This is a genomic window from Mammaliicoccus sp. D-M19, assembly GCF_022386695.1.
GTDB classification, from domain to species: domain Bacteria; phylum Bacillota; class Bacilli; order Staphylococcales; family Staphylococcaceae; genus Mammaliicoccus; species Mammaliicoccus sciuri.
Genome location: NZ_JAJNHW010000006.1, coordinates 112,456 through 135,585, shown reverse-complemented (window position 1 = coordinate 135,585; position 23,130 = coordinate 112,456). Strand labels below are relative to the sequence as shown.

Genomic DNA, 23,130 nt, shown 5'->3' with positions numbered 1-23,130 from the left:
TCTAGTACTTTTATTTAGTTTGAATACTTTTAGCTTTAACGAATGGCATCATGTCACGTAATTCTCTACCTACTGATTCGATTTGATGTCCTTGTTGTTCTTTACGCATTCTTAGGAATTCTTCAAAGCCATTTTCGTTATCTTTAATGAAGCGATCACTGAAAGCTCCTGTTTGAATATCTTTAAGTACTTCTTTCATATTATCTTTAACATCAGGTGTGATAACACGTTCACCAGATACATAATCACCAAATTCTGCAGTGTTTGAAATAGAATAACGCATGTTTTCCATTCCGCCTTCATACATTAAATCAACGATTAATTTCATTTCATGTAATACTTCGAAGTAAGCAATTTCTGGTTGATAGCCAGCTTCAACTAATGTTTCGAAACCTGATTGGATAAGTTTCGTTACACCACCACAAAGAACTGCTTGTTCACCAAATAAATCAGTTTCAGTTTCTTCTTCAAAGCTTGTGCCGATAACACCAGCTCTAGTAGCACCGATACCTTTTGCATAACTTAATGCTAATTGAGTTGCGTTACCTGTAGCATCTTGGTATACAGCGTATAGTGCAGGCACAGCACTTCCTTCAGTAAATGTACGTCTAACTAGGTGACCTGGTCCTTTTGGTGCAACTAAGAATACATCTACGTTTGCTGGTGGTTGAATAACTTTAAAGTGAATATTAAATCCATGAGCAAATACTAAAGCATTTCCTTCATCTAAGTTAGGTTCAATTTCTTCTTTATAAACTTGTCCTTGAATTTCATCTGGTAATAGAATCATTACAACGTCAGATTGTTTTACCGCTTCATCTACTGGATATACTTCAAAACCATCTTCTTTAGCTTGATCAAATGATTTACCTGGACGAATACCAATTACAACATCATATCCGTTATCTTTTAAGTTCTGAGCATGTGCATGCCCTTGTGAACCATATCCAACTACTGCGATTTTCTTACCTTGTAATGCGTCCTCTGTTACCGTGTTGTCATAAAATACTTTAGTCATAATAAATGCCTCCATTAATTTGTTTTATTTTGTATTATAGTAATCCTGCAGAACCTGTTCGTGACACTTGTGTCACAGGATATATTTTTAAATCATCCAATAGATTTTCTATTGTTTGATGGGTTCCAATTGCTTGAATATAAATATAATCTTCTAAATCTTTTAAAATGGTTAATTGATCTTCATAAGGCTTAATGATTTTTTCGAATGTTTGATAATCGTCAGGATGACCTAACTTGATTAAAATAAGTTCTCTATTAAAAAGGTTGTTATCTGTAATATCTAGGGCAGATATTACATTTACTTGCTTTTCTAACTGCTTAATAATTGTTTCTGTACTACTTTCATCTGAAACATCCACAATAAATGTAATATTTGTGATGCCCTCTGTTTCAGTAGGCGTTGCAGAAAGAGAAACAATGTTGTATTGTCTCCTTACAAAAATGCTTGTAAGTCGGTTGAGTGTACCCGCTCTATCGAGTACTTGAGTCTTAATTGTTCTTTTCATTATTCAACGCCCTCCATTTTGTAGTTTGGTTGTCCACTTGGAACCATTGGAAGTACTGGTTCAGAAGGGGAAATTCTAATTTCGATTAAGGCTGGGCCTTTATGAGCGAATGCTTCATCAAGTGTAGATTCTAATTTATCGTTAGAATCGATCATGAAACCTTTAACACCATAGCTTTCAGAAAGCTTCATAAAGTCAGGCTGCCCAGCAAATACTGAATGAGAAAAACGTTGGCTATAAAATTTATCTTGCCATTGTTTAACCATACCTAAAGCACCATTGTTGATTAGTACGATTTTGATGTCATTATCAAATTCATTTAAAATGGCCATTTCTTGGTTAGTCATTTGGAACCCACCGTCACCAACAAATGCAACTACTGTCTTGTCAGGGTGTGCAAACTTGGCACCCATTGCTGCTGGGATACCGAAGCCCATTGTACCGAGACCACCGCTTGTAATAATTTGCCCATGTGTTTTAAATGGATAATATTGTGCAACCCACATTTGATGTTGACCTACATCTGTAGCAACAAGTGCATCTCCGTTTGTAATCTTTCCGATATACTCAATTGCTTGTTGTGGCTTAATAAAGTCATCAGTTGGTTTGTCATATCTAAATGGATATGTTGCTTTATTAGATAGACAATGTTCATACCATTCATGATGGATAAGCTCATGTGCTTCGTATTCTAAAAGTGCTTCTAATGTTTGTTTTGCATCGGCAATAATACCTAAATCTGTAGGAATGATTTTGTTAATTTCACATGGATCGATATCTACATGAATAACTTTAGCGTCTTTCGCAAATTCATCTGGGTTGCTTGCTAGACGATCATCAAATCGACTTCCAAAGTTAATTAACAAATCACATTCCGTTAATGCCATGTTACTTGCATATGATCCATGCATACCGCCCATTCCTAAGAATAATGGGTCAGAGTAGGGGATAGAACCTAATCCTAGCAAAGTGTTTACAACAGGAATTTTGTATTTATTAGCAAATGCTGTAAGTTCCTTTGAAGCTTCAGCATGGTTTACACCAGCTCCAGCAAGTATAATAGGCTTCTTTGCTAAACGAATCATTTGAATAATTTGTTCAATCTCTTTATCTTCTGGTGTTAAGTTTATGTGATATCCCGGTAAATTAAGTTCTCTTGGAGAAACTTCAACTGTTTCTAGAACACCGATATCTTTAGGAAAATCAATGACAACCGGACCTTTACGACCAGTTGAAGCAATATGAAATGCTTCATCAATAATCTTTGGAATATCTTTTACATCAGTTATTTGATAATTATGCTTTGTAATAGGTGTTGTCATAGAGAGTAAATCAGCTTCTTGGAAAGCGTCTTTACCAATACCTGGTCTGTGTACTTGTCCTGTAAGTACAACTAGTGGAATTGAGTCACTCATAGCATCAGCTATTCCAGTAATAGTGTTAGTTGCGCCAGGCCCGCTTGTAACGACTACAACACCAGGTTTACCTGTAACTCTTGCATATCCTTCAGCTGCGTGAACTGCACCTTGCTCGTGTCTCGTGAGAATATGAGGCACTTTACCTTCATAAAAGGCATCATATAAAGGTAAGACAGCGCCACCAGGATATCCAAAGATGTAATCGACTTCTTGATCGATAAAGGATTGGACAAGTAATTCTGCCCCCGTGTAAGTTATTGTCTTTTCTTTAGTTGCTTCATCTGGTTCTTTGTATGATTTAGTAGTTAGTGCCATGCAAATCACTCCTTAAATTAGTTCGTCCGGTACTTTCAAGATGCCTCCTGTATTTGCACTTGTTACAAGGGCAGTGTATCTTGCAAGATAACCAGTCTTAACTTTAGCTTTAAATGGTTCAATGTTTTGTTTTCTAGCATGTAATTCTGCTTCAGAAACATTTACATCTAATGTACGATTCGTTAAATCAATGATGATTTCATCACCGTCTTGGATGAGTCCTATAGGTCCACCCGCGGCAGCTTCTGGTGAAATATGTCCGACAGCGATACCTCTTGTTGCACCTGAGAATCGACCATCTGTAATTAATGCAACATCTTTACCTAAACCTCTACCGACGATAGATGAAGTAGGTGCTAACATTTCCGGCATTCCAGGTCCACCTTTAGGGCCTTCATAACGAATGACAACAACGTGACCTTCTCTAACAGTATGGTTATCAATTGCTTCAACCGCTTCATCATGTGAACTAAAGCAAATCGCTTTACCAACAAATTTCTTGATTGATGGATCAACACCACCAACTTTAATAGCTGCACCATCTGGCGCGATATTTCCAAATAACATTGATAAGCCACCAGTTTCAGAGAATGGATTATCTCTTGTATGGATAACTTCTGTATTTTTAATTTCACGATGTTCGTTATTTTCTCTTAATGTTTTACCAGTGACTGTAATACGGTCAGGATGTAAAACATTATCGAGTTTGAGTAATTCACCGATGATGGCTGGTACACCGCCTGCTTCATGTACGTCATGCATTGAGTATGAAGAACTTGGTGCAATTTTAGATAGGTAAGGTGTACGTTTAGCTATTTCATTTACTCTATTTAAGTCATATTCGATACCAGCTTCATTTGCTAAAGCTAAAGTATGAAGGACAGTATTTGTAGAACCACCCATTGCCATATCTAAAGCAAATGCATCATCAATTGCATCTTTAGTAATGATGTCTTTAGGTTTAATGTCTTTTTTAACTAAGTCCATTAGTTTAAAGGCTGCTTCTCTAATTAATTCTCTTCTTTCTTCTCCTACAGCAATAGCTGTTCCGTTATAAGGTAATGCTAATCCTAAGACTTCCATTAAGCAGTTCATTGAATTTGCTGTAAACATGCCTGCACATGAACCGCAAGTAGGGCATGCGTTCTTTTCCATATCTAAGAATTCTTCTTTCGTCATTGAACCACCTTTGAATGATCCAACTGCTTCAAACATTGAAGATAAAGTTAATGCTTTACCAGTTGCAGATAAACCAGCTTTCATTGGTCCACCTGAACAGAAGATTGCAGGTACGTTTGTTCTAACAGATGCTAGTAACATTCCTGGTGTAATCTTGTCACAGTTTGGCATGTAGAATACGCCGTCAAACCAGTGTGCGTTAATAACAGTTTCAGCTGCGTCAGCAATAACTTCTCTACTTGGTAATGAGTAGCGCATCCCGATGTGACCCATTGCTATACCATCGTCAACACCGATTGTATTGAATTCAAATGGAATACCACCTGCTTCTCTAATCGCTTCTTTTGCGATATCTGCCAATTCCCTTAAATGAACATGTCCTGGGACAATATCAATGTAAGAATTGCAAATCGCAATAAATGGTTTATTCATATCCGTTGGGCTCTTGATTTGTCCTGTTGCATGTAATAGGCTTCTTGCAGGTGCTTGGTGATCACCTTTTTTGATCATGTCACTTCTCATAATTACACTCCTCTAGAAAAATAAAAAAGCAACGTCCCAATAAATATGGGACGTTGCTTCGAGTCCCATTCAAGTAGAAATAGGACTTAAACCATACAGTAAATTGAAGCTTACTGTTGTTCGAGTCCTTCTGAGCGTAATAAAATCACTAATATGCTGTATTCGATTGTCGGTTTATTTGCCGTCATTGTGAAATTCATTACAACTCGTCCTTTCTTCTCAAATGTGAACCATATTTTTAGTTAAGATTTTTGAATAGTTAAAAAATTTATGTACTAAATTTAACGCATATCAGAATACATGTCAACAGAAGATTTAGATTTTTCTAAAAATTTAGATAATGTAAGCGCTTTACTGATAAATAAACCATTCATTACCCAATTAAATAAATATTTGTTATAATAGTTCAGTTAGTTTAAGTAAAGAAAAGGTAGGTGCCAAATTAGTGATTATTCAAGTTGACTCATTAGAAAAAACGCAGCAAATTGCTGAAAAATTAGCTCAAGTTGTAACTGAAAATGATATTATTTTGTTGAATGGAGATTTAGGAGCGGGTAAAACCACTTTTAGTCAATATTTCGGAAAGGCTTTAGGCGTTAAAAGAACCATTAATTCACCTACCTTTAATATAATAAAGTCCTACAAAGGAAGATTGCCTTTTCATCATATGGATTGTTATAGATTAGAAGATAGTGATGAAGACTTAGGATTTGATGAATACTTTAATGATAATGGTGTTACGATTATTGAATGGAGTGAATTCATTCAAGAATATTTACCAAAAGAGCGTTTAGAAATCAACATTAAGTATATAGACGCAGATAAAAGGGTGTTTGAAATAATTTCTAAAGGTGAACATTATAAACAGATAAAGGAAGTGCTAAATGATGACAACATTACTAATTGATACATCTAATCAACCATTAGCAGTAGCACTTGTTAAAGACGGAAATGTATTAATCAATTATCAGTCCAACATAAAAAAGAACCATTCCTTACAATTAATGCCTGTTATTGAATCATTAATGGATGAAGCGCAATTAACACCTCAATCATTATCTGAAATAGTGGTTGCTAATGGTCCTGGTTCTTATACAGGATTAAGAATTGGTATTACAACAGCAAAGACGATGGCATATACTTTGGATATTCCATTATATGAAGTTTCATCTTTAAAGGCATTAGCAGCAACATGTGACAACGGAAATAATCTTATTGTACCTTTATTTGATGCTAGAAGAGACCATGTATTTGCTGGTGTTTATCAATATAAAGATGATAAATTAGAAACAATCAAAGACGATAGTTATATATCTATTGAAGCATTGAATCAATTTTTAAAATCACGAAATTATCCATATATATTTATTGGTCACGATGTATTAAAGTTACAAGATAAGTTAGAAGGTAGAAGTCTTTCGAAATTACCTGATGCTTCAATAATGTATAACATTAAAGAACAACCTGTGTTAAAAGTTCATGAACTAAAACCAAGATATCTAAAATTATCAGAGGCGGAACAAAATTGGAAAAACAATCAAACGAAGCATTAGAAATCAGAAAAATGTCAATTGAAGATGTCCCTCAAGTATATGAAATAGAACATCATAGTTTTACACAAAGTTCATGGTCTATAGACGCATTCTATCATGAGTTAGAGAAAAATGAATTTGCGCATTATTTTGTAGTATCTATTGGTGAAGAAATTATCGCGTATTGCGGATTGTGGCTAGTCATTGATCAAGCACAAATAACGACTATTTCTGTTGCTGAGCAATATAGAGGTAATGGCATAGGTCAAATGCTATTAGAATATGCGATGACTTTTGCAAGTGCAACTTGTACAACGATGAGCTTAGAAGTAAGAGTGGATAATGAAGCGGCTAGACATGTTTATGAGAAAGCTGGCTTTACATATGGTGGCGTTAGGAAAAATTATTATGGCGATGGAGAGGATGCTAAAGTGATGTGGGTGAGTCTAAAAAATGTCTGAATCAATTATATTAAGTATAGAAACAAGCTGTGATGAAACTGCAGCAAGTGTCATAAAAAACGGCAATGAAATTATTAGTAATGAAGTTGTTACACAAATGATGACACATAAAAAATTTGGCGGTGTAGTACCAGAAGTAGCGAGTCGTCAACACGTTGAAGTGATGACAACAGTGATTGATGAAGCTTTGAAAAATGCGAATATGCAAATGGATGACATTGACGCAATAGCCGTAACAGAAGGTCCAGGATTAATTGGTGCCTTACTTGTCGGTGTTGCAAGTGCCAAAGCCTTAGCATTTAGTCATCAAAAACCACTTATACCAGTTCATCATATTGCAGGGCATATTTATGCTAATCATCTCGTTAAACCATTAGAATTTCCATTAATTGCGCTTATCGTTTCAGGTGGACATACAGAACTGATTTACATGAAAAATCATTTAGATTTTGAAGTTATAGGTGAAACACGTGATGATGCAGTTGGTGAGGCATATGACAAAGTTGCTAGAACAATAGGTTTACCATATCCAGGAGGTCCAGAAGTTGATAGACTTGCACAAATCGGTCAAGATACTTTGAATTTCCCTAGAGTTTGGTTAGAAAAAGACAGTTATGATTTCAGTTTCAGTGGTTTGAAAAGTGCAGTTATTAATACATTGCATAATAAAAAGCAAAAAAATGATGAAATCATAAAAGAAGATGTTGCGACTAGTTTCCAAAATAGTGTAGTTGAAGTACTTGTCGGTAAAACAATGGCCGCAGTTAAAGATTATGATGTTCAACACTTAATTGTGGCAGGTGGTGTAGCTGCGAATAAAGGTTTACGTCATGCACTTGAAGAAGAAACTGGTAAATTAGGAATAGATCTTAGTATTCCACCATTAAATTTATGTACAGATAATGCTGCTATGATAGGGTCAGTAGCTCATTTCTTATATGAAAATAATCGCTTTTCAAATATGAAATTAAACGGTAAAAGTTCTCTAGATATTGAAGCATTTTAATATACAATAATTTGTAATATTGCACTATAGACGTTATACTCAATGTGATATAAAAAGATTGAGGAGGCGTTGTAAAGTGGAAGTGAATACTTATTTTAATTTTAAAAATAGTATTGAAGCATTAAAGTTCTACGAAGAAAAATTAGGTGCAACGGATATTATGAGAGTTCCGGGTAACCATGAAATGTTTAAAGATGCACCTGATGAATTTAAATTGCCCGAATCTTTTACAATGAACGCGAGTTTTAACTTATTAGGGAAGACATTTTTATGTAGTGACACTTGGCAAAATAAAGATATCAATAACGAAGGCGCTCAAGCATGTTTTCAGTTTAATTATAACGATGAAGAAGATAGAGCAGCTGTCATCGAATTGTTTAAGAAAGCAGAAGAAGCGGGTTGTAAAATTGATATGCCTTTAAACGAGGTAGAGTGGTCACCACTCTTTGGTTCATTCCAAGATCCATTTGGTGTAACTTGGATGGTAAATTCATATACAGAATAGAATAGGGAGCGGGACAGAAATCTAATTTGTATAAAAAGATTTCGTAGTCCCGCCCCGGCAAGGATGACTAGAGTTGAAAAAGCTTGGTACAAGCGCATTTCAATTCAGTCATCTACTGCCAAGATACTACAAAAGACTGAGACATTACATTATGTCCCAGTCTTTTCTATTTACGTGCATATTTGCCTTCACTATTCGTGTAGTCAGTATAATCTTTTATACGCTGATCATATTCTTCTTTAGTTATAATTTTATGTTTCAATAGTTCCTTAGCTTTCGTTGTATAATTTTCAATGTTAGATTGTTTCATAAATCATCATCCCTTCTGTAGCATACACAAGACCAATTAATCAATGAAATTTAACTCTAAGCACATTATTAACTTCAAAATAAAAGTAGTATTTATAACTAAAGTTTTTAAAACAAGAAAATTGGTTATGTAAATTATAAGACGAATTGAATATTAAATCTAGCCTAATTGATAAATATATTAATATTTTAGTCATTTCAACATTTTGAATTTAAAATATTTACAAAAAATACATGAAGGTCACGTATTTATCATAAAGTCAATACAGAACATTTGTACTTGTGCACAAGTTAACCACATTTTGTGGATAACATTAGTATAAGTTTATAAATAATTGTGGATAAGTTACTTGGTTTAGATTGATTTTTTACATTTTACCTGTGTATAACTAGGATAACTTTGTGGATTACTTGAAAAATAAGACTTTTTGATGTGTATAAAGATGTGTTTAATTATTACAGAAAAAACGACTGAGGTGTAAAATTTACCTCAGTCGCTTTTTGTTAATTTAACTTACTTTCAAGTTTTTCCCATTTTTCCATGTTTTCTTCGAGCAAACGTTCTGCTTCAACTCGTAAGTTATTGATTTCATTGCTTTTTTCAATATCATTAAATATCTCTGGTAACGTAAGTTGATGCTCATAGCCAGAGATTTGTTCTTCATATGTGGAAATATTATTTTCAATTTCTTCTAACTGTCTTTCAAGTTTACGTTTTTCCTTTTTTAGTTGCTTTTGATTTGCGTAATATTGATCGTCTTTAGGCGTTTCAGTAGATTTGATGTCTTCTTGTTCATAACGACTAATAGCTTCACGTTGTTCAAGTTTTTCTAAATAATATTGGTAATCGCCTCTAAATAATTCATTTCCATTTTGTGTGATGTGGAAAATATTATTTGCTAGTTCGTTAATAAAATAACGGTCATGTGATACAAAGAGTAGTGTACCTTCAAAATTTTGCAAAGCTTGTTCCAACATTTCTTTAGAATCGATATCTAAGTGGTTGGTAGGTTCATCTAATATGAGTACATTGTTTTTTTCTAACATGAGTAAAGCGAGTTGAAGTCTGGCTTTTTCTCCACCAGATAAATCATTAATGACTTTTTTTACTTCTTCTTGAGTAAATAAAAATCTACCTAAAATTGTTCTTATATCTTTCTCAGGCATATGTGCATATTGATTCCAAACATAGTCTAAGATTGTCATATTAGAAGTGAATTCTGCTTGTTTTTGGTCGTAATAACCAATTTGAATATTAGAACCATAAACAATATTACCGCCTAAAGCAGGTATTTTTTGAGCTATTGTTTTAATCAACGTAGATTTACCAATACCATTTGGACCAATTATCGCAATTCGATCATGTCGTTTAACTTCTAAGTTGATAGTTGGTGTAATGCTTTTAGAATAACCAATATCCAAATTTTGAACTTTAAGTACATCTTCACCAGTAGCTCTAGTTATTTCAAAATTTATTTGTGCACTTTTAGCATCAAGTCTCGGCTTTTCGATTCTTTCCATTCTTTCTAATACTTTACGACGACTTTTTGCCATGCCGCTTGTTGAAGCACGTGTAATATTTTTTTCGACAAATGTTTCTAACTTTTTAATTTCACTTTGTTGTCTTTCATATTCAGCCATGACTTTTTCGTAATGTGCATCTCGTTCTTTTAAGAATTTACTATAATTACCGACATACTTTTTAACAGAACCTAAAGCGACATCATATACTTGATTGACTATTTTATCTAAGAAGTATCTGTCGTGACTGATGATAACAATTGCACCTTTAAAGTGAGTTAAATAATTTTCTAGCCATTCAGTTGTTTCCATATCTAAATGGTTCGTAGGTTCATCGAGTAACAGTAAATCAGGTTCACTTAATAACATTTGAGCCATAGATAATCTTGTTTTTTGGCCGCCGCTAAATGATTGAATTTGTCTATCAAAGTCAGATTCTTTAAAGTCTAAACCTGTTAATACGGTCTTAATTTTGCTTTCGTAATTATAGCCATCCATTAATTCATATTGATTAGATAACGCTTCGTATTGTGACAATTTTTCTTTATATATATCTTGGTCATACTCATCAGCATGAATACTTAACCAATCTGTTAAAGTTTTCATTTTATCTTCAATATTGATAACGTCTTTAAATGGTTTTTTCATTTCATTCATAACAGTGTCATTAGAATCTAATGTCATTTGTTGAGTAAGGTATCCCATCGTAACCTGTTTACCTTTAGAAATATTTCCTTCATCATATGATTCAACACCAGCAATGATTTTCATTAATGTTGTTTTTCCCGCGCCATTTCTACCGACAATAGCGATTCTTTCACCGGTTTTTACTTCGAAATCTACATCAGAGAATATAACTTCTCCATCATAAGATTTCTCTAATTTATTTATTTGTAAAAGTATCATGTTTACACCTCTCTATTAGTTATTATTTTACATGAAAACGAGTGATAATTGTATGTAAATCACATACAATATTTATATAGTTATTTTACGTGAAGTTTGTTATAATTAAGCCATTAGATGTGAACGCAATCACATTATTTTATATTGGAAAAGGTGAGGATTTTGGCAAAGAATGATGTGAAGATCCCTAAAGCAACTTTGAAACGTTTGCCTCTTTATTATAGATTTGTTAGCACATTGCATAATTCTGGCGTAGATCGTGTTTCATCGAAAGAATTAAGTGAAGGACTTAAAATTGATTCAGCTACCATTCGTCGAGATTTTTCGTATTTTGGTGAATTAGGTAAAAAAGGTTATGGTTACAATATTAGTTATTTACTTAAATTTTTTAGAACAACGCTTGAACAAGATGATATGACTAAAGTCGCAATCGTTGGTGTTGGTAATTTAGGTACTGCACTTGTGAATTATAACTTTACTGTAAATGATAGAATGCAAATAGTAGCTGCTTTTGATCAATCAGAAGATATCATTGGAAGTATGGTTGGTAAATTAACTGTGGATAGTATGGATGATTTTGAAAAGGTAGTTGAAGAAGTAGGTATACAAGTTGTAATATTAACAGTACCACAACAAGCAGCTCAAAAAGTTGCGGATCGTATAACATCTTCGGGTATTACTGGTATTTTGAATTTTACACCTCAAAGAATTAATGTACCTGAGAAAGTGCAGGTTCATCATATAGATTTAGGAATTGAATTACAATCTTTAATCTTCTTTATGAAGAATCAATAGGAGGGTATCAAATGGAAGCTTTAATGTTTATTAACACACTTGGTATTTCAGGACCAGTCAGTTTATTATTTATAGGGGTAGTTGCATTAATTATATTTGGACCAAAGAAATTACCACAATTCGGTAGAGCAATGGGTTCAACTTTAAAAGAATTTAAAGATGCGACTGATGGCATGACAAACTTTGATGAGAAGAAAAGCACTCCAGAAGATAGCAAAGATAAAGAAGTTAAATAGAATTTTATTTAACAGATGTTCCCATGAATGTGGCGGGTTTCCTGCCACATCTTTTTTAGATTGGAGGTAAGACGGTGGATAAAGACAATTTAACATTTGTCGAACACTTAGAAGAACTTCGTGGACGTATTATGATCATTGCATATTTCCTTGTTGGTGGTCTCATCGTTGGCTTTTTCGTAGCTAAACCAGTTATTTTTTATATAACAAATGATGATTTTACACAAACATTAGAACTCAATGCATTTAGAATAACGGATCCATTAACGATATACATAACAATGATAATTGTGATTGCATTTATCATAGTATCGCCTGTAATTTTATACGAATTATGGGCATTTATATCTCCAGGTTTACATCCGAAAGAACAAAAAGTGACATTAAGTTATATACCATTTAGTTTGATTTTATTTGTAGGTGGTTTATTATTCTCATACTTTGTGATTTTTCCGTATTTAATTTCGTTCACAATGGGATTAGCTGATGATATGGGGATCAAGCAAACAATCGGGATTAAAGAATACTTTAGTGAAATGTTTAAATTTACAATACCATTCGGTTTTGTCTTTCAATTACCAATTTTATTACTATTTTTAACGCGATTAGGTATCGTTACACCGATGTTTTTAAAGAAAAATAGAAAATATGCGTATTTTATTTTACTTGTTGTGGCTGCGTTAATCGCACCACCTGACTTTATGACACATATGTTGTTTACATTACCAATGATTTTACTTTATGAAATCAGCATTATTATTTCAAAAATAGGCTATAAAAAATATTTAAAAGCAGAGCAAAAATTAATGGAAGAAGAACTGGGGATGGATCAAGAGGATAAAGAGCAGCTGTAGCTTAATGCTATAGCTGTTTTTTTATTGAATTGTCTGATATTTGTAATCAAATGTTAACTTGAATATGTGTTGTATATGATATATTATTATTCCTATCATTGTAATAGGAATAAGGAGTTGTTTATATGGTTTGGATGATTATAAGTGGCCTTATAGTCGGAATATTACTTGGCTTTGTTATGCAAAGAACACGTTTTTGTTTAACAGGCGGGTTTAGAGATATGTATGTACAGAAAAATAATAAAATGTTTTATGCTTTATTAATCGCGATCTCTATTCAAAGCATTGGATTATTTACACTAGTAGGATTAGGCGTATTTAAGTTAGAAGCAGCAACATTTCCATTAGTAGGTACGATATTTGGATCATTTGTATTTGGTATCGGAATTATCCTAGCTGGTGGATGTGCGACTGGTACATGGTACAGAGCAGGCGAAGGCTTAATTGGAAGCTGGATAGCCTTAGTATTATACGGTGTAACTGCAGCAATTATGAAATCTGGACCATTAAATCCTGTTCAAGAAAAAATTAATTCATATAGTGTCGTTAACTCTAATATGGCAGAAACACTTAATGTACCTGTATGGGTATTGATTGCTATTTTAGTTATTGTTACAGTTTATTTTGTGACAAAAACACTAAAAAAACCAAAAGTAGCAATTCCTCAATTAAAACAAAAATATACAGGCATTCGTCATATCTTATTTGAAAAAAGATATCACCCATTTGCAGCTGCAATAGCAGTAGGAATAATAGCATTAATTGCTTGGCCAATGAGTGCTTCAACAGGAAGAATTGCTGGCCTTGGTATTACAACACCTTCAGCAAATATCGTGCAATACTTAGTTACAGGTGATGCTTCATTAATAAACTGGGGCGTATTTTTAGTACTTGGTATATTTATCGGTTCATATATTGCTGCAAAAGGTTCAAGAGAATTCAAATGGAGAATGCCAGATACTAAAACAATAAGAAACAGTGTTATCGGTGGTGCTTGTATGGGTGTTGGTGCATCATTAGCAGGCGGATGTTCAATCGGTAATGGTTTAGTTTCAACTGCAGCAATGAGTTGGCAAGGTTGGGTTGCATTACCATCAATGATCGTTGGTGCATGGTTTATGAGTTATTTCATCTTTGTTAAACCTAGAAAAGCAAGACAAACTAAGACACAAGTAAGTACACAAAGTATTTAATAAAAGGAGTCAATATATATGGTACATGAATTAGGTACAGTAGGAATGGTATGTCCATTCCCATTAATAGAAGCACAAAATAAAATGGATGAATTACAAGTTGGCGAACAATTGAAAATTGATTTTGATTGTACGCAAGCGACAGAAGCACTCCCAAATTGGGCAGCAGAGAATGGTTATCCAGTTACGAATTATGAACAACTTGGAGATGCTTCATGGACGATAACGGTTGAAAAACAATAAATTACATTTAACCTAGAAACAAAGGCAAGTATCTTTGTTTCTAGGTTTTTTTGTTTAAAACTGTATTTTATTTATAAAGAATTGGAAACGGTTTTATGATAGAATAAATGACTGAGAGGTGTATACATGAAGACGATTAAAGATATTGCTAATATGGCGGGTGTTTCTAAAAGTACAGTTTCTAGATATTTAAATGGTGGCTCCATTAGTAAAAGTACAAAAGAAAAAATACATAGAGTAGTAGAAGAAACAGGATATAAACCGAATCAATTTGCTCAAAGTTTAAAGGCTAAGAGAACGGGGCTGATCGGTGCTATTGTACCAAGGTTAGATTCCTATGCAACGACTGAAACGTTAAAAGGAATTGAAACAACTTTACTTAAACAAAATGTTCAAACAATGATTGTGAATACAGATTTATCAAAAGATAGAGAAATCGATTCTATTTATATGTTAGCTAAGAGAAAAGTGGATGGCATTATTTTGATGGCAACTAACATTTCTGAAGAACATATGAAAGCAATTGAGTCAGTTGAATGCCCGATTGTTATTGTTGGTCAATCGCATGGATCACTTTTATCGATAGTTCATGATGATTTCCAAGCAGGTAATCAAGTAGCAGAATGGTTATTGAAACATCAAAAGCACAATATTACATATATCGGTGTTTCTGAACATGATATTGCAGTTGGTAAGACGAGAAAAGAAGGTTTGTTTATTCCACTAAAGGATCAAGGCATCAACCCAACATTTATTGAAAGTAGTTTCAGTATAAAAGATGCTCAGATATTAGGTAATGATATTAAGTTGAGAGAAGACGAAGTTATTGTCGCAGCTACTGATAATATAGCTTTAGGTATATACCATACACTTTTAAAAAGAGAAGTTGATATGCCAACGATTGTTGGATTTGGCGGAAATAAGATGACAGAAATTGTGGCACCTCATATTGGTACTGTAAAGTTTAACTATTATTTAGCTGGTGAGACAGCTGTTCATGTATTAAATAAAAGTATTAATCAAGAAACGGTAGAAAAATTAAATATTATCGGAACACAATTTGAATGGTTAAAAAAATAAGCCTTTCAAGTATGCTAAAATATATATTATGGAACCGGTCTAAATCGGATGTAAGGAGAATGATAATGGTAAATTGGACACGAGAAGAAAGATATAAAAAATTATCAGACATATCTGATGAAGCATACAATGAATTAATAGATAAAGTAAATGCGTCAAAATGGCGTCAAACTTTTCATATTCAACCAAAAACAGGGTTGTTAAATGATCCAAATGGTTTGGTTTATCATAATGGCGTTTATCATATATTTCATCAATGGTTTCCGCTTGGTGCCGTTCATGGTTTGAAGTATTGGTATCATTATACAAGTAAAGATTTACTAGAATTTAAAGATGAGGGAATCGCGTTGGCGCCTGATACAGAATATGATAGTCATGGTGTATATTCGGGTAGTGCATTTGATTATGATGGAAAGTTATATTTAATGTATACGGGAAATGTGCGTAATGAAAATTGGGATCGTAAATCTGTCCAAATGATTGCTGAACAATTAGAAGATGGCACTTTTAAAAAGTTTGATCAACCAGCTATTCCAAACAAGCCAGAAGGATATACTGAACATTTTAGAGACCCTAAAGTATGGTTTGAGAATGGAAAATACTATGCAATATTTGGCATTCAAAGAGAGAATGAAACAGGTACAGCTGTTATATATGAATCTGAAAATATTCAAGATTGGAACTTTAAAGGCGAAATTGAAACGCAATTACAAGATTTTGGTTATATGTGGGAATGCCCAGATTTATTTAAGTTAAATGATAAAGATGTATTTATCTTTTCGCCTCAAGGTATTGAAGCGAAAAATAACCAATTCGAGAACATCTATCAATCTGGTTATTTAATTGGTGATTTTGATTTAGATACGTTGAAGTTTGACCACCAAGAATTTGTTGAATTAGACCAAGGATTTGACTTTTACGCACCTCAAACGTTCTTAGATGAACATGGTGACAGAATATTAATTGGTTGGATGGGACTTCCTGAAATAGATTATGCTACAGATGAAGAAGGTTGGGCACATTGTTTAACTATTCCAAGAGTATTAACAATTGAAGATGATAAACTGAAACAAAGACCTATAAAAGCACTTGAAAAATTAAGAACAAATAAAGAAACTGCTGAAGGTTATGCTAATAAGCATTCAGTTAAACTTCACCCATATGAGGGTAAACAGTTTGAATTAATGATTGAGATTCTGGAGAATGAAGCTAGCGAAATATACTTTGATTTAAGAGTATCTAAGAAATGTTCAACGCAAATTATTTATAATACACGTTCTAAACAACTAACTTTAGATCGATTTGAAAGTGGTATTGTAAGTGAAGCGGTTGAGAAGACAACTCGGACAACAACTTTAGATAATGATTTAAAAGACCTGAGAATTTATAGTGATACATCTAGTCTAGAAATTTTTGTTAACGATGGTGAAAAAGTATTCACAACGAGAATATTCCCTGATGAAGATGCTGTTAATTTCAGAACTTCTACAGAGTCTGGCCAAGTTTACTTGAAGTTTACGAAATATGACTTACAACTAAATAATTAAACGAATCAAAAACGCTTGTTGTTCTGATACAACAAGCGTTTATTTTAATATCAGTAAATTGTAAGAAATATGAATAAGTTATTACAAAATATTAATTCTGTGTAACATATGGCGTTCAAGCATAGAAAACAAAGAAACATTCCTTTATACTTTAACTATTAATTAATGTAGAGGAGGGGAAGAATTTTTATGAAGATATTTAAAAATGCTATGATTTCAACATTACTATTATCTTCTATGGCATTTGGAGTAGCACACGGGAATAATACAGATGCGATAGAAAGCAATGAATCTAGTACAAAAGATACTTCTCCGAACACAACTCAAGAACAATCGAATCAAAATATAGAAGCACAGCAATCCAAAGAAACTGATTCTAATAGTGAACAAAATAGTAAAACAGAGGAAAGAAGTACTGAACCGAAGTCAGAAGAAAATTCAAGTACAGAGGAACAGTCATCAGAAGAACCAATTAGAGATAAAAAGTCTGAACAAAAATCAGATGAAAAGCCTAGTACAGAAGAACCAACAACGGAAGAGCCCAGTACTGAGCCGAAATCAGATCAGAAACCAAGTACAGAAGAACCTAAGACTGATGAAAAGCCAAGTACAGAGGAGCCTACAACAGAAGAACCAACAACAGAAGAGCCGAGCACTGAAGAACCAACAACAGAGGAACCAACAACAGAGGAACCAACAACAGAAGAGCCGAGCACTGAAGAACCAACAACAGAGGAACCAACAACAGAAGAACCAACAACAGAAGAGCCGAGCACTGAAGAACCTTCAAGCAATGATAGCAATCATCAAGATCAAGTACCATCACCGAATCAATCCAATAGTGGGAAACCATCTTCTGAAGAACCTAAAACTAATGAACCAAATACAAATAGAAATAATGATCAAAATGTAAATCAATATAAACCAACAATGCCAGCATATCCTAACACAAATGAAGTAGGGGATGGCTATTACAACAATCCGCAATACACTGATGAAAAAGCGCCTAAATTTATACCTGGCCATTCAGAAGCGTATTATAGTAAATTGGATGAAGATGTGTTAGAGCTTGTAACAAGTAAAGTTGGTAGTAGACCTGATTTAGCACAACCAAAATTTAAAAAGACTAATAAAACGACAGAAACAACATCTGTAGATGATGATGATACAAAAACAGAAACAACAAAAACAACGACAGAAAGTTTTGAAACAGCTTCTGAGCATAAAGATGTTTCTAAACCGCTTATCATTGGTATTTCAATCGCAATCGTACTTGTATTAGGATTCATCATATTATTCATAATGCGAAGATTTTCAAAGTCATAAATATAAATCAAGTAAAAGTGAGTCTGGGACAGAAATGTTCTAGACTCCTTTTCATATTTTTAGAAATAGGAGGCTGAACATTGCAAGTGGGGCGTGACAAGCAATGTTGAGGACCTTGTATTTATCAAGACAGGTGAAACAAGATAAATAGAGGCTCTGTATTTATCAAGACTGCCCAAACAAGATAAATACAAGCTTCGTATATTGCAAGACGCTCCAATCTAGCAACATAGAACCTCACTCTTACCTTGATTCTTCCATATAAAAAAGACTGGGACATAATGTAATGTCTCAGTCTCTTGTAGTATCTAGTCATCCTTATCGGGGCGGGATTTCTGCCCCGCTCTCACTTTTTATTAAAATTCACTTTGATCAATATTCTGAGTTGCTTTGTATAATGTTTCTATAATGGATTTTACAGTATCTTCTTCAAAAGGAGATTGTAACTGAACAGATGCCATAATATCAATAAATGATTGTGAACCGCCAATTTGACATATTTTTAAATAATCAGACCATGCTTGTTCTGGATCAGCTTCTTGTTTAATGAAAAATTGCATTGCACAAATTGTCGCTAATGTATAATCAATATAATAAAATGGTGATGCAAATATATGACCTTGTCTATGCCAAAATGCACCATTTTCAAGATGTTGAATATTGTCATAGTCTACGCTTGGGAAGTATTTATTTTCTAAATCTGACCAAGCTTTTCTGCGTTCTTCTGAAGAAATGTCTGGATTCTCATAAACAAAGTGTTGGAATTCATCCACTGCTACACCATATGGTAAGAATTTAATATTGTCTTCTAAGTGAGAGAGTTTAAATTTATCCGTATCTTGTTTGAAAAATAATGACATCCATGGATAAGTTAAATATTCCATGCTCATTGAATGAATTTCACATGCTTCTGAAGTAGGGAAGTAATATTCTGGCACAGAATACTTCAAGCTTTCAAATACTTGAAAAGCATGTCCGGCTTCATGTGTCATAACTTCAATATCGCCTTGCGTGCCATTAAAGTTGGCAAAGATGAATGGTGATTTGAAATCATTAATGATTGTGCAATAACCACCACTTTCTTTTCCTTTTTTAGCTTCTAAATCAAATAATTGTTTATCAATCATAAAATCTATAAAATGACCAGTTTCTTCAGAACGTTCATGGTACATTTTTTTAGCATTTTTCACGATTTCCTCTGTTGATATTTGTGGTTTTGGCGAACCAGTTTTAAAAGTAAAATTATTATCGTAAGCTTTTAAATTGTCCACGCCAATACGTTTTGCATGCTGTGATTTGATGTCTTCAGTAATAGGTACGACATGTTCTTTAACTTGCTCTCTAAAAATTTTAACATCATTTGCATCGTACCCAATTCTTTGCATTCTATCATAGCCGAGTTGAACAAAGTTCTCATATCCTAATTTTAAAGCTATTTCATGTCTAGTTTTTACGAGATCATCATAGATACGATCTAAATCCTCTAGATGCTCTGCAAAAAACTGTTCTCTAGCTGTAAAAGCATCTTTTCTAATTGCTCTATCTTCGTTGATTAAGTACTTACTGAATTGTGATAAGTTCAAATGTTCACCGTTATATTCAATATCTGCTGAAGCAATTAATTTATCATATTCGCTTACTAATTTATTTTCTTTAACAAGTAAGTCATTAATAGAAGGATTATATGTATTGAGAGCAACTTCTGCTAAAGAAAAAAGTTGTTGTCCAAAATGTGCAATTAAATCATTTTTAAATTTAGATTTTAATAAAGATTGATAGAATAAATGGTCTAAATGTTGTATTTTAGGCATTGTTTCATCAAAGAAATCTCTTTCTTTATTATAATATTCATCATTTGTATCGATAGATGCTCTTATGTAAGCTAGGTTATAATGCGTATCAGTATGGTTTCTAATCTTATTAATTTCATTAATCGCCTCAATTGCTTGATCGACCGTTTCTGCATTATCGAATTCATTTAATAATGATTTGGTTTGTTTTTCTTTTTCTTCAATATTGATTTGTTCATATTGATAATCTTTAAAAGTTAACGTCATGTTAAAACCTCCCTTAATAAATATATTATAACATTTCTTTGTTGTAATTTTATTGAAAATTGCGAAAATAAAGGTAAAAGCATATAATATGAGATGAAAAGAGGTGTATATAAATGGCTAAAAATAATGAACAATTATCTTTAGAAGTAGCAGCATTAACAAGGAAGACAAAAGAACTTGGAATTCCTATCATGATTGTATTTGAAGGTGTTCCCGCATCAGGTAAGACGAGACTATCAAATGAACTTCTTTTAACACTTGATGCTAAATACACACACTTTGTACCGATGAAATCACCTTCAGAGGACGATCTAAGATATCAATTTTTACAGAAGTATTGGAACAGTTTACCTTCAAAAGGTGATATCAATATTTATTTTAGAAGTTGGTATGCATATTATATAGAATATCAAGCAAACAAAATAAAACATTCTATATACAACAAATATCATGCATTACGAAGACAAATCCAAGACTTTGAATCGATGGTCCATGATGATGGCTATGAAATTATTAAGTTTTATATTGAGATTAGTGATAAGAAGAGAAAAGAACATTTAAAAGAAATGAAAGAAAATCCATTAACAAGTTGGAAAGCACAAGAATATGAAAGTGCCATTAATGATGACGTATATCATAAAGAAATGCATAAAATACTTAAAGCATCGCCTGATGAATGGGAAATCATTGATTATACGGAGAGAGAAGAAGCTATCAATTTAATGTATCAGCACATTATCAATCGTTTGAACAAAGCGATTAAACTACATAAAAAGAAAGACAAAGTAATTGATGGCGATTTTACAGAAGAGTTTAAAACAGACCTATTCGATCAATCAATAGATAAAGTAAGTAAAAAGACATATAAAGCTCTTATAGGCGACTTACAAGATAGACTAAAAGAATTGCAATTTGCATTATACGAAAGAAAAATTCCGTTAATATTAGTATACGAAGGCATGGATGCAGCCGGTAAAGGTGGCAATATTAAAAGAGTTAGAGAAAAATTAGATCCAACCGGTTATGAAGTAAATGCAATAAGTGCCCCAACAGATGTTGAGTTGAATCATCATTACTTATGGAGATTTGCTAAAGATATGCCTAGAAGCGGCCATATTGAAATATTCGATAGAAGTTGGTACGGAAGAGTATTAGTCGAAAGAGTAGAAGGATTTGCTACTAAGAAAGAATGGAAACGTGCCTATGAAGAAATCAATCAATTTGAGAAAATGTGGACAGACGAAGGTGCAATTATCTTGAAATTCTTCTTAACTTTAGATAAAGATGAACAATTAAGAAGATTTAAAGAAAGAGAAGATACACCAGAAAAACAATGGAAAATTACAGACGAAGATTGGCGAAATAGAGAAAAATGGGATCAATATATCGAAGCAAGTCACGATATGATTAAATTCACAAACACAGATCATGCACCATGGCTTGTCGTACCAGCTGACAACAAAAAATCAGCTAGAATCGAAGTTATTAAATACATTATTAAAAAATGTGAAGAAGTATTATGGGGCGTTAAACAATATTAGAATATGTTAGGGACATAATTGTGAGAAATGTCTCTAAGAAGTGTCCCTCTAATTACCAGAATTCAGAATAATGGAAGTTAGCCGCCCTCTAAACACAAAAAATAAGCATATCACTTAAGACTGAGTTCTTCAGTTCGGTGATATGCTTATTTTATTTTCGTTTAGCTATACATGCTCAAGATTGTATGATAAATCAGTTGTGAAATTTGAGATTGTTTCTCTAATTGTTCGTTTACTTGATCTTTAAATACAATTTGTCCCAAAACAACTATACCGTTCATTCCCATATGCGCAATCATTGGTACGATGATACGTTTCGTTAGTACATAAAGTCCACTAAATACAGTTCCCATTACAACATATATTAATGTATGTTCTGGATCTGAATGTGCTAATGAAAAGATAAAAGAACTGACTAATACTGCTACGATAAAGCTTAACCACTTAGGTGCTTTGATCATATTGTATATCTCTCCGAAAATTAATTTACGGAATATTAATTCTTCTAATATTGGACCTGCTAATACGATATAAATGATTAATATATGTGATTGTTGTGCAATCTTCATGAGATTTTGAGTATTGCCACTTTCTACTGGTTGATTAAATATATATGTATTAATCAAAGCGGCGATGATTTGTCCAAGCATGGCCATTATAATACCTGCAACACACCAGAAAATCACGTATACCCATGGTTCTTTCTTTTGTTGTTCTAATCGAGTTGGATTTTTAATATTTGAGTTCATATACCATAATAATAAAACAGTAATGATAGCTGTTGTTGCCATCCAAGTTAAGCTGATTTCTAATCTTGTGACTTTAGATAATCCTGAATCAGCGTATAAACTATTTGGAATAATTGCGATTGTTTGTACAACACCAAATAGTAATAGGGTAGCAATATTAACAGTTAATCGATTAAATTGCATTTTCAATTCCTCCAAAAATAAACATGTAAACATTGTACCTTATTTAGCAGAAAAAGAGAAAAATTTAAGTTATATTGCTTGTAATTTTGACCAAATTTGATTATTATAAAAATGTAGTTAGCACTT

The 23,130-nt window shown here is 33.0% G+C and carries 22 protein-coding genes; 14 read left to right on the top strand and 8 right to left on the bottom strand.

Annotated elements, in window-relative coordinates; translation table 11 throughout:
• Positions 1-10: 10 nt before the first annotated feature.
• Genes ilvC through ilvD form a run of 4 tightly spaced genes read right to left on the bottom strand, consistent with a single transcriptional unit; the run spans position 11 to position 4,960 of the window.
• Entirely contained in the window at positions 11-1,018 is a 1,008-nt protein-coding gene (ilvC, locus tag LQ675_RS11805; protein WP_058592479.1) for a ketol-acid reductoisomerase, read from the bottom strand.
• Between the two features lie 34 nt (positions 1,019-1,052).
• The gene (gene ilvN, locus LQ675_RS11800; protein ID WP_048540587.1) at positions 1,053-1,526 is read right to left on the bottom strand and encodes an acetolactate synthase small subunit; all 474 of its coding nucleotides are present in this window, start codon (positions 1,524-1,526) and stop codon (positions 1,053-1,055) included.
• Complete coding sequence (gene ilvB / locus LQ675_RS11795) at positions 1,526-3,259, bottom strand: biosynthetic-type acetolactate synthase large subunit (RefSeq protein WP_048540588.1); 1,734 nt, start codon at positions 3,257-3,259, stop codon at positions 1,526-1,528. The genes ilvN and ilvB overlap by 1 nt, the downstream gene beginning before the upstream one ends.
• Before the next feature lie 12 nt (positions 3,260-3,271).
• Positions 3,272-4,960 (bottom strand): dihydroxy-acid dehydratase, encoded by a 1,689-nt coding sequence (gene ilvD / locus LQ675_RS11790; RefSeq protein ID WP_239371911.1) that lies wholly within the window; start codon positions 4,958-4,960, stop codon positions 3,272-3,274.
• A gap of 448 nt (positions 4,961-5,408) precedes the next feature.
• Here ilvD and tsaE point away from each other — a divergent pair, with 448 nt between their 5' ends.
• The 5 genes from tsaE (at position 5,409) to LQ675_RS11765 (ending at position 8,464) form a co-directional block, all read left to right on the top strand.
• Positions 5,409-5,867, top strand: coding sequence for a tRNA (adenosine(37)-N6)-threonylcarbamoyltransferase complex ATPase subunit type 1 TsaE (gene tsaE, locus LQ675_RS11785; protein ID WP_048540698.1), 459 nt, complete (start codon positions 5,409-5,411; stop codon positions 5,865-5,867).
• Positions 5,848-6,513: a tRNA (adenosine(37)-N6)-threonylcarbamoyltransferase complex dimerization subunit type 1 TsaB gene (gene tsaB, locus LQ675_RS11780; protein ID WP_107602392.1), complete on the top strand. Its 666-nt coding sequence runs from the start codon at positions 5,848-5,850 to the stop codon at positions 6,511-6,513. The genes tsaE and tsaB overlap by 20 nt, the downstream gene beginning before the upstream one ends.
• On the top strand, positions 6,486-6,953 hold the full coding sequence (gene rimI / locus LQ675_RS11775) for a ribosomal protein S18-alanine N-acetyltransferase (protein ID WP_048540589.1): 468 nt from the start codon (positions 6,486-6,488) through the stop codon (positions 6,951-6,953). The genes tsaB and rimI overlap by 28 nt, the downstream gene beginning before the upstream one ends.
• Entirely contained in the window at positions 6,946-7,959 is a 1,014-nt protein-coding gene (gene tsaD, locus LQ675_RS11770) for a tRNA (adenosine(37)-N6)-threonylcarbamoyltransferase complex transferase subunit TsaD (RefSeq protein WP_048540590.1), read from the top strand. Before rimI ends, tsaD begins: the two co-directional genes overlap by 8 nt.
• 76 nt (positions 7,960-8,035) lie before the next feature.
• Positions 8,036-8,464, top strand: coding sequence for a VOC family protein (locus LQ675_RS11765; protein ID WP_107602389.1), 429 nt, complete (start codon positions 8,036-8,038; stop codon positions 8,462-8,464).
• A gap of 166 nt (positions 8,465-8,630) precedes the next feature.
• Here the strand turns inward: LQ675_RS11765 and LQ675_RS11760 are convergent, their stop codons facing one another.
• Both LQ675_RS11760 and abc-f read right to left on the bottom strand, forming a co-directional pair.
• A complete protein-coding gene (locus LQ675_RS11760; protein WP_164961626.1) occupies positions 8,631-8,774 on the bottom strand; it encodes a hypothetical protein in 144 nt (47 codons plus the stop codon).
• Positions 8,775-9,277: 503 nt separating this feature from the next.
• Positions 9,278-11,200, bottom strand: a complete 1,923-nt coding sequence (gene abc-f / locus LQ675_RS11755; RefSeq protein WP_107610336.1) for a ribosomal protection-like ABC-F family protein — start codon at positions 11,198-11,200, stop codon at positions 9,278-9,280.
• A 162-nt stretch (positions 11,201-11,362) separates the two neighbouring features.
• On the opposite strand from abc-f, the gene LQ675_RS11750 reads away from it, so the two are divergent.
• The 8 genes from LQ675_RS11750 to LQ675_RS15005 all read left to right on the top strand — a co-directional run bounded on the left by LQ675_RS11750 (position 11,363) and on the right by LQ675_RS15005 (position 18,474).
• The gene (locus tag LQ675_RS11750; RefSeq protein ID WP_025905057.1) at positions 11,363-11,995 is read left to right on the top strand and encodes a redox-sensing transcriptional repressor Rex; all 633 of its coding nucleotides are present in this window, start codon (positions 11,363-11,365) and stop codon (positions 11,993-11,995) included.
• Between the two features lie 11 nt (positions 11,996-12,006).
• Entirely contained in the window at positions 12,007-12,231 is a 225-nt protein-coding gene (locus LQ675_RS11745; RefSeq protein ID WP_048540593.1) for a twin-arginine translocase TatA/TatE family subunit, read from the top strand.
• Between the two features lie 74 nt (positions 12,232-12,305).
• Positions 12,306-13,085, top strand: a complete 780-nt coding sequence (gene tatC, locus LQ675_RS11740; protein ID WP_058592484.1) for a twin-arginine translocase subunit TatC — start codon at positions 12,306-12,308, stop codon at positions 13,083-13,085.
• A 125-nt stretch (positions 13,086-13,210) separates the two neighbouring features.
• A complete protein-coding gene (locus LQ675_RS11735; RefSeq protein WP_058592485.1) occupies positions 13,211-14,278 on the top strand; it encodes a YeeE/YedE family protein in 1,068 nt (355 codons plus the stop codon).
• A gap of 18 nt (positions 14,279-14,296) precedes the next feature.
• On the top strand, positions 14,297-14,521 hold the full coding sequence (locus LQ675_RS11730; protein WP_025905061.1) for a sulfurtransferase TusA family protein: 225 nt from the start codon (positions 14,297-14,299) through the stop codon (positions 14,519-14,521).
• Positions 14,522-14,647: 126 nt separating this feature from the next.
• Positions 14,648-15,601, top strand: coding sequence for a LacI family DNA-binding transcriptional regulator (locus LQ675_RS11725; RefSeq protein ID WP_048540596.1), 954 nt, complete (start codon positions 14,648-14,650; stop codon positions 15,599-15,601).
• Positions 15,602-15,666: 65 nt separating this feature from the next.
• Positions 15,667-17,148, top strand: a complete 1,482-nt coding sequence (locus LQ675_RS11720) for a glycoside hydrolase family 32 protein (protein ID WP_107610888.1) — start codon at positions 15,667-15,669, stop codon at positions 17,146-17,148.
• 189 nt (positions 17,149-17,337) lie between these two features.
• Positions 17,338-18,474: an SdrH family protein gene (locus LQ675_RS15005; RefSeq protein WP_107602155.1), complete on the top strand. Its 1,137-nt coding sequence runs from the start codon at positions 17,338-17,340 to the stop codon at positions 18,472-18,474.
• A gap of 356 nt (positions 18,475-18,830) precedes the next feature.
• Here the strand turns inward: LQ675_RS15005 and LQ675_RS11710 are convergent, their stop codons facing one another.
• The gene (locus LQ675_RS11710) at positions 18,831-20,531 is read right to left on the bottom strand and encodes a M3 family oligoendopeptidase (RefSeq protein ID WP_239728128.1); all 1,701 of its coding nucleotides are present in this window, start codon (positions 20,529-20,531) and stop codon (positions 18,831-18,833) included.
• A gap of 113 nt (positions 20,532-20,644) precedes the next feature.
• Between LQ675_RS11710 and LQ675_RS11705 the strand changes: the two genes are divergently transcribed.
• A complete protein-coding gene (locus LQ675_RS11705) occupies positions 20,645-22,072 on the top strand; it encodes a phosphate--AMP phosphotransferase (RefSeq protein WP_107601908.1) in 1,428 nt (475 codons plus the stop codon).
• A gap of 161 nt (positions 22,073-22,233) precedes the next feature.
• Here LQ675_RS11705 and mroQ read toward each other — a convergent pair whose 3' ends face one another.
• Positions 22,234-23,004, bottom strand: coding sequence for an intramembrane glutamic endopeptidase MroQ (gene mroQ, locus LQ675_RS11700; protein ID WP_048540600.1), 771 nt, complete (start codon positions 23,002-23,004; stop codon positions 22,234-22,236).
• Positions 23,005-23,130: the final 126 nt, after the last annotated feature.

Coding starts and splice junctions, on each gene's coding strand:
- ilvC (WP_058592479.1), bottom strand. CDS start 1,018: ATGACTAAAGTATTTTATGACAACACGGTAACAGAGGACGCATTACAA.
- ilvN (WP_048540587.1), bottom strand. CDS start 1,526: ATGAAAAGAACAATTAAGACTCAAGTACTCGATAGAGCGGGTACACTC.
- ilvB (WP_048540588.1), bottom strand. CDS start 3,259: ATGGCACTAACTACTAAATCATACAAAGAACCAGATGAAGCAACTAAA.
- ilvD (WP_239371911.1), bottom strand. CDS start 4,960: ATGAGAAGTGACATGATCAAAAAAGGTGATCACCAAGCACCTGCAAGA.
- tsaB (WP_107602392.1), top strand. CDS start 5,848: ATGACAACATTACTAATTGATACATCTAATCAACCATTAGCAGTAGCA.
- tsaD (WP_048540590.1), top strand. CDS start 6,946: ATGTCTGAATCAATTATATTAAGTATAGAAACAAGCTGTGATGAAACT.
- LQ675_RS11760 (WP_164961626.1), bottom strand. CDS start 8,774: ATGAAACAATCTAACATTGAAAATTATACAACGAAAGCTAAGGAACTA.
- abc-f (WP_107610336.1), bottom strand. CDS start 11,200: ATGATACTTTTACAAATAAATAAATTAGAGAAATCTTATGATGGAGAA.
- LQ675_RS11745 (WP_048540593.1), top strand. CDS start 12,007: ATGGAAGCTTTAATGTTTATTAACACACTTGGTATTTCAGGACCAGTC.
- LQ675_RS11735 (WP_058592485.1), top strand. CDS start 13,211: ATGGTTTGGATGATTATAAGTGGCCTTATAGTCGGAATATTACTTGGC.
- LQ675_RS11730 (WP_025905061.1), top strand. CDS start 14,297: ATGGTACATGAATTAGGTACAGTAGGAATGGTATGTCCATTCCCATTA.
- LQ675_RS11725 (WP_048540596.1), top strand. CDS start 14,648: ATGAAGACGATTAAAGATATTGCTAATATGGCGGGTGTTTCTAAAAGT.
- LQ675_RS11720 (WP_107610888.1), top strand. CDS start 15,667: ATGGTAAATTGGACACGAGAAGAAAGATATAAAAAATTATCAGACATA.
- LQ675_RS15005 (WP_107602155.1), top strand. CDS start 17,338: ATGAAGATATTTAAAAATGCTATGATTTCAACATTACTATTATCTTCT.
- LQ675_RS11710 (WP_239728128.1), bottom strand. CDS start 20,531: ATGACGTTAACTTTTAAAGATTATCAATATGAACAAATCAATATTGAA.
- LQ675_RS11705 (WP_107601908.1), top strand. CDS start 20,645: ATGGCTAAAAATAATGAACAATTATCTTTAGAAGTAGCAGCATTAACA.
- mroQ (WP_048540600.1), bottom strand. CDS start 23,004: ATGCAATTTAATCGATTAACTGTTAATATTGCTACCCTATTACTATTT.